The 13489-nt window shown below is 41.3% G+C and carries 12 protein-coding genes and 2 pseudogenes; 7 read left to right on the plus strand and 7 right to left on the minus strand.

Annotated elements, in window-relative coordinates; genetic code table 11:
• Positions 1 to 40: 40 nt before the first annotated feature.
• The 5 genes and pseudogenes from AM228_RS35380 to AM228_RS17565 form a co-directional block, all read right to left on the minus strand.
• Positions 41 to 313, minus strand: coding sequence for a hypothetical protein (locus tag AM228_RS35380; RefSeq protein WP_231636841.1), 273 nt, complete (start codon positions 311 to 313; stop codon positions 41 to 43).
• A gap of 436 nt (positions 314 to 749) precedes the next feature.
• Positions 750 to 905, minus strand: a complete 156-nt coding sequence (locus AM228_RS35385) for a hypothetical protein (protein WP_231636842.1) — start codon at positions 903 to 905, stop codon at positions 750 to 752.
• 81 nt (positions 906 to 986) lie between these two features.
• Positions 987 to 1271: a hypothetical protein gene (locus AM228_RS35390; protein WP_231636843.1), complete on the minus strand. Its 285-nt coding sequence runs from the start codon at positions 1269 to 1271 to the stop codon at positions 987 to 989.
• A 157-nt stretch (positions 1272 to 1428) separates the two neighbouring features.
• Positions 1429 to 1779, minus strand: coding sequence for a hypothetical protein (locus tag AM228_RS17560; RefSeq protein ID WP_054467603.1), 351 nt, complete (start codon positions 1777 to 1779; stop codon positions 1429 to 1431).
• 19 nt (positions 1780 to 1798) lie between these two features.
• Positions 1799 to 2968: pseudogene (locus AM228_RS17565) on the minus strand (ISAzo13 family transposase).
• A 150-nt stretch (positions 2969 to 3118) separates the two neighbouring features.
• Between AM228_RS17565 and AM228_RS32930 the strand changes: the two are divergent.
• Positions 3119 to 3493, plus strand: a pseudogene (locus AM228_RS32930) (HNH endonuclease); the annotation flags it as partial.
• A gap of 130 nt (positions 3494 to 3623) precedes the next feature.
• Positions 3624 to 3962, plus strand: coding sequence for a XisI protein (locus AM228_RS17570; RefSeq protein WP_054467605.1), 339 nt, complete (start codon positions 3624 to 3626; stop codon positions 3960 to 3962).
• A gap of 160 nt (positions 3963 to 4122) precedes the next feature.
• Here AM228_RS17570 and htpG read toward each other — a convergent pair whose 3' ends face one another.
• Positions 4123 to 6108: a molecular chaperone HtpG gene (gene htpG / locus AM228_RS17575; protein WP_054467607.1), complete on the minus strand. Its 1986-nt coding sequence runs from the start codon at positions 6106 to 6108 to the stop codon at positions 4123 to 4125.
• Between the two features lie 73 nt (positions 6109 to 6181).
• Between htpG and AM228_RS36270 the strand changes: the two genes are divergently transcribed.
• The 5 genes from AM228_RS36270 to AM228_RS17595 all read left to right on the plus strand — a co-directional run bounded on the left by AM228_RS36270 (position 6182) and on the right by AM228_RS17595 (position 12059).
• Positions 6182 to 6304, plus strand: a complete 123-nt coding sequence (locus tag AM228_RS36270) for a hypothetical protein (protein WP_255353220.1) — start codon at positions 6182 to 6184, stop codon at positions 6302 to 6304.
• Between the two features lie 179 nt (positions 6305 to 6483).
• On the plus strand, positions 6484 to 7962 hold the full coding sequence (locus tag AM228_RS17580) for an MBOAT family protein (RefSeq protein ID WP_054467609.1): 1479 nt from the start codon (positions 6484 to 6486) through the stop codon (positions 7960 to 7962).
• Positions 7963 to 7967: 5 nt separating this feature from the next.
• On the plus strand, positions 7968 to 9155 hold the full coding sequence (locus AM228_RS17585; RefSeq protein ID WP_054467611.1) for a hypothetical protein: 1188 nt from the start codon (positions 7968 to 7970) through the stop codon (positions 9153 to 9155).
• A 36-nt stretch (positions 9156 to 9191) separates the two neighbouring features.
• Positions 9192 to 10466, plus strand: a complete 1275-nt coding sequence (locus AM228_RS17590; protein WP_054467613.1) for an oligogalacturonate lyase family protein — start codon at positions 9192 to 9194, stop codon at positions 10464 to 10466.
• Between the two features lie 48 nt (positions 10467 to 10514).
• A complete protein-coding gene (locus AM228_RS17595; protein WP_054467616.1) occupies positions 10515 to 12059 on the plus strand; it encodes a sialate O-acetylesterase in 1545 nt (514 codons plus the stop codon).
• 58 nt (positions 12060 to 12117) lie between these two features.
• Here AM228_RS17595 and AM228_RS17600 read toward each other — a convergent pair whose 3' ends face one another.
• Positions 12118 to 13368 carry a glycosyltransferase family 4 protein gene (locus AM228_RS17600; protein ID WP_054467642.1) on the minus strand — a complete coding sequence of 417 codons (1251 nt, stop codon included), beginning with the start codon at positions 13366 to 13368 and terminating at the stop codon, positions 12118 to 12120.
• Between the last annotated feature and the right edge of the window lie 121 nt (positions 13369 to 13489).

A 13489-nucleotide genomic window follows, 5' to 3' on the forward strand; every position in this document is an offset into this window, starting at 1 on the left:
AACCCGGTTTCTGGCTTGATTATGATGCGGCTAATTCTCATCAATTTTGGCAAAAATTTCTGACATATTCTTGCATCACGGGAGATAGTTGAAATAAAAGCCGTTCGCGGTTAATTTTCCTGACTAAATAACGCTGTTGTAAAGATTGCAACCCATTCATTAAGTCCATTGAAGATAAGTCTAAACGTTGCCTAAGTTCTTCTCTGGATAAAGCTTGGTCTTGACTCAAGGCTAAAATAAGTTGCTGTTCGCTGGGGGAAAGTCGGTTAAATAGCTGCTGCAAAGCAACCTGCATTTCTTTGGTGATGACCAAAGTATTCTCGTCTAAAAACTCAGCTACATGACCGGCAAAAATATTTTTAATTAAAATCGCAATACTTTTTAAATCAGCGGGATTTCCTTGATATAAATTAAGCAGCGAAGTCCAGCTATCTTCATCTTGTAATCCTGTATGGTTGAGGATTTATACCCCATCTAATCTTGATAACTCTAGGCATTTAATGGGATATAACTCTTCGTCTAAGCATTCCATTTCCGCAGATTTTTCTTGACTGATTAAAATTAAATGACTTTGATGGTCACGTCCGGCGATCGCTTTAAAAAAGTTTTGATAATCTTGATATTCTGGTTGATATTGTCCGGCAAATTAACCAGGGATAAATAGATTTTGCACATCATTCATCCAGGATGATTAAACACCGTTTTTCCGCGAACAGGGCAAATAATTGTTTGAGGCGATCGCTCATAGTTTATTTTTGTTCTTGATGACAAACTTGCAATAAATCATTGACCAAGACATCCAAAGATTCGGGAAATTTTAAGTTTCGCCAAATGATGATTTCAAATCGATCTAAGGTGCGATTCCGCGAAGCGGATCCGGAAAGGGAATCGACCAATCTTTTCACCAGAGTAGTTTTGCCAATTCCCGATAATCCTAATACGGCGATTAAACGAGTATTTTGATTAATTAACCAGTCGGATAGGGTTTAGAGTTCCGTATCTCTGCGATAAAAATGAATAATTTTCGGGGCTAAGGTTAAATCGATTTTTTGGGATTTATCTTCATTTTTTGGTTCTTGTTCTTGAGATGGATAAGGATATGAACAAAATTTAAAATTATGGCTGCTTTGTATATTAATAAATTGTGATGATTTTAATTCTAACCTTTCAAAAGTTGATCGAAAATTATTTTTTTTAACATCCTCACCCAATGCTTCTGATAAGATTTGCCATAGTTTATAACCCACATCTCTAACATAGCGCTCACTCAAGTGAGATATACGGGCAATTTCCTCATAAGTTGTACTTTCCTAAACTCCCTTAATCACTGTTTATCCACGGTTGCTAAATCTCCTAAAAAAAGTGGAGAGCAGCACCTCCGACTCCAATCGGTAGCGGTTGCCTTCAACTTTCCACGGTGATTATACTTTATTTCTTAGGATAGATTTCATCCATCAATGATTGCCAGATAAGTTCTGTCATCCGCGCCGCTGTCCGCTGAATCGCTAGTTTCTTCCATTTTTTCTGAGTGTCTTCTTCTTCTTTTGGTAAGTAACTTTCTACAGAAATAGACCGCTCGATCGCTGCTTTCATGTCAGCCAATATTTGATAATCTATTATCTCCTTGAATTGCTTGTCTAAGGCTGCTTTGGCTTTTTTGATTGCTTGTTTTCGTTCGCGTTCGGCGATCGCACGTGGATCGGTATTCCACCGATCTACCAGGCTTTTGTAGTAGGAAAGCACCAAGTCTTGCTGCTTTGTCGTGCAGTAAGGAGTCATGTAAAAATAAGTTGGTCAATTATGCCTCGACTCGGGGCTTAATGATATAGTTCCATTCACCCCGAAAAGAGTGGAGCGAAATCACAATAGAATTAAACTCTTGGTCGGTCACTTTGATTCCTGTTTCGTAGCGACTTTCATCTAAGTTGGCTTGCACTTCTAATCCTTCCAAGGTCGTTGTATTTTTAATTAAATTAATCAGGACTTGCAAGCTTGTTATTGGTCTGCCCCGCCAATTTTGAGTCAGATGACAGAATCAGCGATGCTCAATTTTATTCCATTTACTGGTTCCCGGAGGAAAATTACAGACTTGAATCGGTTTCTGAATTTCGTCGGCCAACTCTTGGAGTTTTAACTTCCAGAGTCTCGACCGATAGCTATTACTTCCTCCACAATCTGCTGTAATCATTATCTTTTGACTATGGGGATAACAATCTTTTCCCATTGACTGCCACCAATGACGAATTGATTCCACCGCAAATTCCGCTGTATCATGGTCAATTCCCACATTGACCCATCCTTTATTCTGGGTTAAATCATAAATCCCATAAGGAATAGCTTTACCCAAATTTGGGTCTACAAAGTCATGCCTTCGGACTTCAATAGGCGGCGCCTTAAGCGTCCACTCTTTTCCTTCGTTTTTAAAGTCTCCAATTAATTCTTTTTTCTTGGTATCAACAGAGATTACGGGTTCGTTGGCGGCTTGAAAACTTTTGACTTCTGAATAAATATGTAAAAATTGCTCATCTCTATCTTGACAAGATGAGCCCTCCCGAGTTTTCCGATTTGATTGTAAGCTATAGCCTAGATGTTCTAGTAAATTATAAACGCTTTTTGGACTGATTCTATGTCCCCCACCATTTAGCTCTTTGGCCAGTTTGGCTACACTGTTACAAGTCCATTTTAGCGGAGACTCCGGGTCTCCCAATGTCATAGGTTCTATCAAGGATTCCAAATCTGATAGCAGCATTCCATCTTTTTCTTCTAGTAATTTACGTCCACCCCCCTGACGACGGATCCGAGGAAGCTCTTTTTCTGATGGAGTGCCCGAAGATTCAGACAGTTCGCGGATTCCGGAATTTATTGTCGTCCGGGATAGTCCAGTTGCCTTGGCAGTAAGTGTTACACCTCCCCATCCCAAAGACAAGGCTTCACAAGCTGCCCAAATCCTTCGTGTTTTTTCATTCAAATAAGGTGATAATGACTAATATTTATCTTTAATGCTTTAATGCTTTTGAGGGTTTCGTTATCCACAATCATCAGGCTCGCGGTAGCGCTACTTCTTGATTATCCCACTTCCGGTCTAATTGGTCAACTTATTTTTACACGACTCCTAACGCTATGGAAACACGCGGATGTCGAAATTAAATGACACACCTTAGTCAACCCTGACAAATCCCCTTATGACGGAGATTGGGTTTATTGGAGTACCAGGCGAGGACAAGACATTGAACCCCCTACAAGAGTGGCAAAACTGTTGAAAAAACAGAAGGGCAAATGCCCATATTGCGGGCAATACTTCACAAGCAGCGACCCGTGAGAAGTAGACCACATCATACCTAGAAGCTTAGGTGGAAAGGATGAATACAAAAACCTGCAATTGCTTCACGCTCATTGTCACGACTTAAAGTCAAGATATGACGGAAGCGCCCAAGGGCGGAGGAAGAACTACCACTCTGGTAGACGTACCTGTGTAAAAGGTCAATTTAGGTAGGAGCCTAGTGCCGTGAAAGTGGCACGCTGGGTTCTGAATGGGAGGTGGGGAGAACGATTTCCCCATCGACCCCTAATAAATATGAAGTTATCCTGTTAATTGTTGATATTGAAAAATAAGAAGTCAGAAAATGGACAAATTAACCGATTATCAAAATTTTATTAAAAAAATCTTAAATGAGTATGAAATAATCTCAGCACAAGTCCCCGATCCTGATATAGATGAGGTCTTAATGTTTGACGATCAAATGAGTGAATATTTTTGGTTTAATATTGGCTGGAAAAATAAGCGACGAGTTAAGGCAATTTTTGTTTATGTTCGCCTTAAAAATGAGAAAATTTACATTGAGGAAGATTGGACAGAGGAGGGAATTAGTGAGTTGTTAAGGGAGGGAGTGCCGTCCAAGGATATTGTGTTAGCGTTCCATGATCCTGAGAGTCGGAAGTTTACGGATTTTGCGATTGCTTGAGTCAGGTTGGTAAGGTGATCGCTATAGTTGTTTTATCTGGATCGATCGCCAATAAACCGGGTTTCTCTGGTGGGCCGATCGCATGACTTTGGCCTGCCAAAAAGAAACCCGGTTTCTAGGAAGTTTTGGGAAATAACTTATTTAGAGTTATTTATTAGACTTATTTAGTGGCGCGATCGGTTAAAGTGGTGAGCACTTGGTTAGAACGCTGGACAAAGGCTTTCATCCCATCAGCATCAAAGCCTTTTTGGGCCATTAAAGCCAGGTCATAAACGTGCTGACAAATCATATTTGCCAGTTCCCCAGAGGGAGAAGTGCCATCAGGCCCAATAATGGTGCCACTGCTGAGTTGAGCCAGATTTTTGATTAAGGGGTGGGCAGTATTTACTAATAAAATATGTTCTTCGGGGAATTTGGCGACTTCTTGGGACATGAGGGCACTCATATCTTGAATTCGGCGCATGAATTCCGGTAAGAGTACCATTGCCGGAGGACTGCCTTGGGGGTCGGAGGATTTGAGGGCTTCGGTACGAATATTTACCTTGGGTTTGTTCAGCGCTTTTTCAAAGATTTCTTTGATTTGTTCGCTGCGGGTTTTGTTGGTGGTGGGGTCAACAATTTCTTTTTCTTGGTCTTTGTCCAAGAGTTTGTCGTCAATTTCCGAGTCTACCCGTGAGAATTTAACATCGGTGTGTTCCCGTTCTAGGAAGGAAATAAAGTGGGTGTCGATGAAGGAGTCCATAATTAGGACTTCTAAGCCTTGACTCTTATGGAGTTGAATGTAGGTGGCTTGTTGGGCTTCATCGGTGGCATAGAACACCCGGTTTTCATGGCGTTCTTTGTTGCGGTCTAGGTAGTCTTGGAGAGTGGTGTAAGAGCCCCATTGAGTCCCCCCTTTGCTATTTTTTGGGGTGACATCTTGCCAAACGTCTCCCGCTTCGGACTGGACTTCCACTGCTGGGGTTTCCGGTTCGGCTTTACTCAGGTCAGCGGTGGTGCGGAAGATGACGATATCGTTGACTTGTTTTTTGAATTTGTCGTCGTTGAGGCAGCCAAATTTGACGAAGGTGCCAATGTCTTGCCAGCAACGAACATATTCGTTCCAGTCTTGTTTGTAGAATTCGTTGAGGCGATCGCCTACTTTTTTGGCGACAAAATCGGCAATCTTGCGGACGGTGCGATCAACTTGTAAGGCGCTACGGGAAACGTTCAGAGGAATATCCGGGCTGTCAATCACCCCGCGCATAGGCAGCAAGAATTTGGGAATAATTTCCTCAACGTGCTCGCTGACAAAGACGTGATTGCAGTAGAGTTTAATTTCCCCTTTGGTGACATCCACATCAGGGCGCAGTTTGGGGAAATAGAGAATGCCGTTAATGTCAAACGGATAGTCAGTTTTGAGATGTACCCACAGCAGAGGTTCATCTTGGAACGGATAAAGATAACGATAGAATTCCAGATAGTCTTCTTTGGTCAGGTTGTTGGGAGACTCTCGCCAAGGGGACTTTTGTTTGTTGATCGCTTCCCCGTCGAGTTTGATGGGTACGGGCATAAAGTCACAGTAGGTTTTCACCAACTGTTTGATTCGAGAAGCTTCAGTGTATTCTTTTTCTTCGTCGAGCAGGTGTAGGGTGATGGTGGTGCCGCGAGTGGTGCGGGTGGAATCTTCCAAGGTGAAGGAGGGAGAACCGTCACAAGACCAGTGAACCGCTTGGGCGCCTTCTTGATAAGACAGGGTATCGATTTCTACTTTGCTAGAAACCATGAAGGATGAGTAAAAACCCAGCCCGAAGTGACCGATGATTTGTTCTCCGGCAGATTTGTATTTTTCTAGAAATTCCTCGGCGCTGGAGAAGGCGACTTGGTTAATGTATTTTTTCACCTCGTCAGCGGTCATGCCAATGCCGTTGTCGGAAATGGAGAGGGTGTTTTTGCTGCTGTCGAGTTCGATGGTGATTTCCGGTTCGCCTACGTCCCCCTTGAATTCGTCGCTGAAGGACACCATTTTCATTTTGGTGATGGCGTCTACGGCGTTGGACATCAGTTCCCGAAAGAAGACTTCGTGACCAGAGTAGAGGGACTTCTTGATGATCGGGAAGATGTTCTCGGTATGGATCGTAATGTTGCCCTGTTCGAGTACGGCCATAGTTATCTCTCGCTGATTGATCTGTTATGTTATTGTAGGGTGCGTTAGCAAAGCGTAACGCACCGTTAATTGATTGTGGGCGATCTCTACCCTAGGATGGATCGCGGATAGCCCCCCGCTAGGGATGCGGATTTCCCTACACGCGACGATTAGATTTCGGGGCGATCGGGCCAATTACTATGGCGATCGCGCTTAAGTCCCTTCTCCAGAACTGCGAGAATCTCGGAAAACTTACTGCCCGCCGCCCGCCATTTACGCCTTGCATCCCATGACTCTTACACCCCATGACTAGAGAAACCGATCAAAAAAATCGTGAAATCGTTAATCGGACTCGGCAAGTGATGTCATTGCCCAATATTCAGCTATGAGGTCATCGTGTTATTTAACTCTTATGTTTTTATTTTAGGTTTTTTACCGATTACCCTGATGATTTTTTTCGGCTTGCTGCGGTTTGGTCATCGTCAATTTGCTCTCCTCTGGATGACTCTAGCTTCTTTATTTTTTTATGGCTATTGGAATCCTGCCTATTTACCTTTATTACTGATTTCAATTGGGGGAAATTATTGGTTTGGCTGGGAAATTAATCGCGGTGAACCGAAAAGTACCAAGTCCCGAAATTTGTTAATTTTAGGGATAGCTTTTAACTTGGTAATTTTGGGTTATTATAAATATGCCAACTTTTTTGTCAATTCTTTGAATCAAATTTGGTCAACCGATTGGCAATTGCCCACAATTATTCTGCCCCTGGCGATTTCTTTTTATAGTTTTACCCAAATTGCTTACCTAGTGGATGCATATCGTGGGGAAACCCAGGATTCTGATTATGATTTAATCACCTATACCTTATTTGTGACGTTTTACCCCCAACTGATTGCCGGGCCAATTTTGCGCCATGATGAGCTGATTCCCCAATTGCGCGATCGCCAGAAAGTTTTCTTCTCTGAGGCGAAGTTTGCCCAAGGTTTAACCTTATTTATTTTAGGACTTGCCAAAAAGGTTTTAATTGCGGATAATTTATCTCCTTGGGTTTCCTTAGTTTTTGACAATGCCAATGATGTCGGTTTCCTAGAAGCTTGGGTCGGGGCGTTAGCTTATACCTTTCAGCTTTACTTTGATTTTTCTGGTTACTCTGATATGGCGATCGGGTTAGCATGGATGGTGAATATCGATCTGCCATTAAATTTTAACTCTCCCTATAAATCTACCTCAATTATTGAATTTTGGCGGCGTTGGCATATTACCTTATCAAATTTTCTCAGAGATTATCTTTATATTTTCCTCGGTGGCAATCGCAAAGGGGAAATTCGGCGGTATATTAATCTCATTATTACCATGTTACTGGGAGGACTATGGCATGGGGCAGGCTGGACTTTTGTCTTGTGGGGTGGAATGCATGGGTTTTATTTGGCGATTAACCAAGCATGGCGCAAATTGGGAATATTTTTGCCCAAAATAGTGGCATGGATGATTACTTTTTTGGCTGTGGTCTTTAGTTGGGTATTATTTAGGGCTAGTAGTATTAGTGATGCAGTAGAAATGTTTAAGGCAATGACGGGAATTAAACCAATTGAAATGCCCCTTGCCTATCAAGGTTTTTTGGGGTGGTTATCGTTATTGGGCGGAAAATTTGAGCCGTGGAATAACTTTACTTACTTACCCGAAAATTTAGGAAATAATTATATCTTATTGATTCTGTTAGGATTAATGTTAGCAGTTATTTGGTTGCCGAACAACCAGGCAATTATGGATTGGTTTAAACCTCGGTTGTGGGTTGCTTGCTTAACAAGTTTGTTGGCGCTTTTTTGTTTGCTTTCTCTGAATCGTGTTTCGGAATTTCTTTACTTTCAGTTTTGATCAGAATGAAGCTTTATCAAACCTATCAAAAATATAATTTAATTTTATTTGTTTGTCTATTATCTCAGATATTAGCGATTGTGTCTTTTAATGTGATCGTAGATCCTTATGTAGTTTTTAATAGTCCAAAAATTGTCGGTTTCAATAAAGTCAAAAAGGAAACCCATAGTCATGCTAGACTTTTTAAAGCAATGGAAGCAATTCGTGTCCGTCCGCAAACCGTGTTTCTGGGGTTTTCGAGAACTGAGTTTGGGTTAGATCCAGCCCATCCGGCTTTTCGCGATCGCCAGCCCGCGTATAATTTGGCGCTTCCCGGCGCCAATATGTATGAAGCAAGACGTTATTTTGACCATGCAATTTACCTGAACCCCGACCTAAATTTAGTGGTCATTGGGGTTGATTTTATGATGTTTACGACTTTCGATGAGATTAAACCCGATTTTAAAGAAGAGCGATTAGAAACAAAAAATATTGTCGCGACAGATTTACTGGATGTCTTATTTTCCCTTGATGCGGTTTTTGGCAGTTTAAAAACAATTAAAGCCAATATCCTCTCTCCCAATGATGTAGGTTTTTATTATCCAAACGGTCTGAGGGAGCCAGAATTTTTTAAAAAACATATTTTCGGGGGAATTTCTAATCAAGGCAGATTTAAAAAATTTTTGCAAGAAGACTTGGCATCCTTAAGGAAAAGTATGAATAATTACCAACCTATCATCTCAACAGCATATTTAAATGACCTAAAGAAAGTTGTGGAGATTTGTCGCGAAAAAAATATCAAAATAAAACTTTTTATCTCTCCAGTTCATGTCAGTCTTTGGGAATCTCGGCGTTTGCTCAATGTTTGGCCTAGCTTTGAAGAATGGAAACGAGAATTAGTCAAAATTGCTCCGGTTTGGGATTTTTCGGGATATAACAGTATCACCACTGAACCAATTGGTCAAGAAGACATGAAAAATTACATCGATCCTTCTCATTATACCAAGGAAGTAGGAGATTTAATATTGAATAGAATGTTTGACGTGAATCAGGAGACTGTCCCGCAAGATTTTGGGGTGTTGGTGACTGATAAAAATATTGAAGAACACTTAAAACAGATCGAACGGCAAAGAGCAAAATGGATCCAAGAAGATCCAGAAATGTTAAAATATGTGGAAACATTTGTACCACCGGAAGATTGGAGCCAAAAATGATAGTAATTCTAATTTTCACTAGAGGAGTTGGCAGTGATGAAACCGAGTTATCCTCCCGAATTTAAAAAGTTCGTCGATCCAAACACAAATCACACGGTGATTCAATGGACAAATTCAACGGCTAAAGACCAGCATTTCTATTTCACCACTTATAGTATTACCCAAGACGATCGCTGGTTAGTATTTATTTCAGAACGAGATGGACATCCGAATTTATATGCGATCGCCCGTTCTTCTGGGGAAATTTATCAACTGACTCATAACCAAAATGGGTTAATCAGAAGTTATGTCTATCCTCAAGGAGGACTTAAGGGATTAAGTAAAACATCTCCTTGTCTAGATCCGATTAATAACCGAGTCTATTGGACTCAGGATGATATCTTATTTTCTATTGAATTAGATACCGGAAATAAACGGGTTATTTGTCATTTACCCGAATATTGGTGGACGGCTTATAATCATATTTATCCTGATGGAAAATTACTCTGCGTTCCAGTCACCCAACCCGAAGCATTTCCTGATGGAATTGTTGACCAATGGGAACAACTGCAAACCATACCAAAACGGATGGTTGAACAAGGATTTGTAACTCGATTATATCGCATTGATGCGAATACTGGAACAGCAGAAATTTGGGCAAAAGTTCCATTTTGGGTGACTCATGTTCAGTTCGATCCCCTTGGCAGTGGTCGGTTAATTTTTAACCGAGAAGGACATGGAGAATACACCACACCTAGAATCTGGTGTTTAGAACCCAATGGCAATTATCGCCCGTTATTTGACCAACCGAAAAATACTCTCTGCACTCACGAAAACTGGTCGCCTACAGGAGAATTTATTGTTTACCACGGTTGGAATTCTCAAGGCCCTTTTTTGGCTGCCAGAACTTGGGAGGGAGACTTAGTTCATCAAATCCCTATGCCGAATTTTTCTCTCGGTCATGTCACCAGTACCCTCGATAGTCGTCACTTTATTATTGATGGGATGGATGGGTTTGTCACCCTGGCTGAACCCATAATCGGCCAAGAAAAAAATCCGCTGAACCAGTGGTTAAATAAAATATCTTGGCTGTTACGTCGGCAAAAGGTTCAAGCATTATGGCCAGGAATGATTTCTCGTCTGGAAAAACAAGTCACGGATATGTATGTTCGGCGACTGTTAAAGATAACTCACTTGTGCAAGCATGATACCGATCCGTCGTTAAAAGACCAAGATGCTCATGTCCATGCGGCGATCGCCCCTCACGGACGCAGTATTGTCTTTACCTCAGACCGCGAGGGAACTTGTAATGTTTATGAGGTAATTTTATAAGCAATTTTTGGCGAAATCTTGTCAATCAATCAATCAGGAGTGTCAACCTTGAAAAACATTCGCCGCTATTGGCAGAATTTAATCATTCTGATTGTGTGCCTAATGGTTCCAGGAAATGCCCAGGCAAAACCAATTCATGTTTTTATTTTGGCTGGTCAATCTAATGCCGTAGGCAGTGGCACCATTGGATCTTATTTATCTCAACCGGATGCGATTAATCGGTATAGTCGGGATCTTAGCAGCCAACCTGACATCGAATTTTTCTATGAAATATCCTTAAATGAAGAATGTTTTTTCCTTGACACCCCAGTTGTCTATAATTCTGCTGGCAATTGGGTGCCATTAGGTCTTCAGCAAGCCGCTCCCTATACCAGTGGCCCATTTTGTAATCCTTTCTATAATGCACCGACTCTGGCCAATGGTTTTGGCCCTGAAATTACCTTGGGTCGGTGGTTGGCTGACAATGAATCCATACCAGTGGCGATCGTTAAATTTGCCGTCGGTGCCACTTTATTAGGCGATCCCGTGAGGGGATGGATGCCCGGAGGTAAACTGCATCAGCATTTATTAGCAGTTCTGGACAATGCTACGGCGGCTTTAACTGCCCGTGGAGATAGCTTTGAAATTCGGGGAGTTTTTTGGATGCAGGGAGAATCCGATGCCACCGATAAATATCATAAGCAAGTTTATTTGACCTACGAAGAAAACCTCACGAACCTAAAGAAATCCCTGCGAGACTATGCTAAAAATTCATTTTTACCATTTGTGATTGGGGAAATTTCTCCCCATGTGGGTTCCCAGGCAAAATATGAGTATTTTGTGCGAAATTCTCAGTTTAATGTGGCCTTAAATGACCCATTTACTATCGTAGTAAATACCAGCGATCTAGAAAAAACCCCCAAAGACGAAATTCATTATAGTTCCCAAGGACAATTAGACCTGGGTCAACGGTTTGCCCAGGCTTATTTTTATTTAACCCAAGATTTCCCCAAGACCCCAGAAAAAGTTGCGATCGCCTTTGATTGGTCTACGGAGTCTGCTGGATTCGATCTAGCGAATTTCTTTGGGGTTGAGGTGGGAAAACCTTTGGCCGGAACCGGAATATTATCCTACTATCCTAAAACCCCTTACTATAGCTGGATTGGAGATTATCCAGGAGCCATAGAATTCAGCTTAAGCAATGATCAAAAAACCCTGGAATTTAAATCACAAATCGATCAGACTCGTGAACCTAGCGATCGCGGTTTAGACTTGCGGTTAGCGGAACAGAAAGAAGATGGTAGTTTATTGTATAAAGCCTTTGGTAGATTTTTATGGCCTGAATTAAATAGGGCTGAAATTCAAACGGAAGTAGAACTCACTTTTGAGCAGTTTAATCCTGAATTTGCCTGTAGCCAAAATCGGGGAAATTCTGGGCTTTTGCTCCTGCCCCCTGCGGAATGTTTTCTCAGTCCAGGAGGCACAAATTCTCAGGCAAATCTTCAAGTTTTCGTTAGCATTCTCACCTATCCCAAAGTCCCTACTGACTGCCCAAATTGTCAGCCAAATTCTCAGCAAACTTTGTTAAAGCTGGCTAATTTAAAGCTAATTTAAAACAGAGATATTTACCACAAAGACACAGAGAACACAAAGATCAGATATATCTATTATTCTAACCTAGAATATCTTGATATAAATTGATATAAGCCCGAGCTAAAATTTCCATCGTAAATTTCTGCTCAACGGTTTTTATAGCGCATTGGGAAAGCGATCGCCTGCGGTTTTCATCCTGCAAAACCCAAGTAATTCCTGCGGCTAAATCATCCTCACTAAAACATTTCGCCCGATAGCCATTTTGTTGATGATCGACAATTTCTTTTAAGCCGCTGCTATCAAAACAAACCACTGGAGTGCCACAAGCTAAAGACTCAATCGGCGTTTTCGGACAAGCATCGAGATAGGAAGGAACAATCATCACATCTGCTGCGGCATAAACTAAGGCTAAAGTTAAATCATCATTTAACCGTCCTAGATAAGTCGTTTTCATGCCCAAATTCGGGCGATCGCGAGGTTCTGAAGCTCCAAATATCACTAATTCTGTATCAGCGGCTAAATCACTTTCGGCAAATTTTTTAATCGCAGAACTCAAATATTCAAAACCTTTGCGGCGATCGCTCGTTGCTCTGATTGCCCCAAATAAAATCAACTTACGATTCTCTGGTAAATTCAGCAATTGTCTCGCTAACTTTTTATCTCTGGGCTGAAAAGTTAACGTATTAATCGCATTATAAATAACTTCTATTCGGGAATCTTTAAACAAACTACTTTGTCTCGTACAGTCTGCCAACCACTGACTAACCGCTACAATCGTCATATTTAAATCATTAAACGATTTTTGTTTTCGGTGCCAAAGCTTTCGAGATAAATCGTGTTCTTTTCCCGACCCTAAATGAGGACATAACCCACAATTCACTTGATAGCGAGTGCAGTCCTCCGTATAATGGCAGCCTCCCGTGAACCCCCACATATCCCGAAATGTCCAGACAATTGGTTTTTCAATTTTAGCAATAGTTTCGGGATTCAAGAAAGATTTACCAATCCAATGGATATTCACAATATCTGGGTTAATCGATTTAACTTTAGACAAGATATTTTGGGAATACCAAGCGGGAGAAAACAATTCTTTTTTTTGATTTTTATATTGTTTCAGCGGCCATTCATCAATATATTCACCAATATCTCTGCGGAGTTTCTCCGATATCGTCCTATACTGACTGCCCATCACCGTATAATCGTCACTCAACTTATGACCCACCAGCATCATAGAATTCACACCTGCTTTTAAGAGAGACTGGTGCATCCAATAAGCCCCACGAGAAGCCCCTCCTTCAATATCCCAAGTATTCAAATGTAATATTTTCATTATCATTATGAACTATAGACAAAAAACCTGTACCAAGCTGCCCTCGTTCGGGAATCCATCTTTTTAAGCATCTCAGCAGACAAATCGATCTTGGCATCGCATCAGGCGTGAGTTTTAGATC

The organism is Planktothricoides sp. SR001 (assembly GCF_001276715.1).
In the GTDB taxonomy this organism is placed as follows: domain Bacteria; phylum Cyanobacteriota; class Cyanobacteriia; order Cyanobacteriales; family Laspinemataceae; genus Planktothricoides; species Planktothricoides raciborskii.

Bases quoted from the DNA above. Each gene is read 5' to 3' on its own strand.
- AM228_RS17570 (WP_054467605.1), top strand. From the start codon at position 3,624: ATGGACAAATTAACCGATTATCAAAATTTTATTAAAAAAATCTTAAAT.
- AM228_RS17590 (WP_054467613.1), top strand. From the start codon at position 9,192: ATGAAACCGAGTTATCCTCCCGAATTTAAAAAGTTCGTCGATCCAAAC.
- AM228_RS17585 (WP_054467611.1), top strand. From the start codon at position 7,968: ATGAAGCTTTATCAAACCTATCAAAAATATAATTTAATTTTATTTGTT.
- AM228_RS17560 (WP_054467603.1), bottom strand. From the start codon at position 1,779: ATGACTCCTTACTGCACGACAAAGCAGCAAGACTTGGTGCTTTCCTAC.
- AM228_RS17600 (WP_054467642.1), bottom strand. From the start codon at position 13,368: ATGAAAATATTACATTTGAATACTTGGGATATTGAAGGAGGGGCTTCT.
- htpG (WP_054467607.1), bottom strand. From the start codon at position 6,108: ATGGCCGTACTCGAACAGGGCAACATTACGATCCATACCGAGAACATC.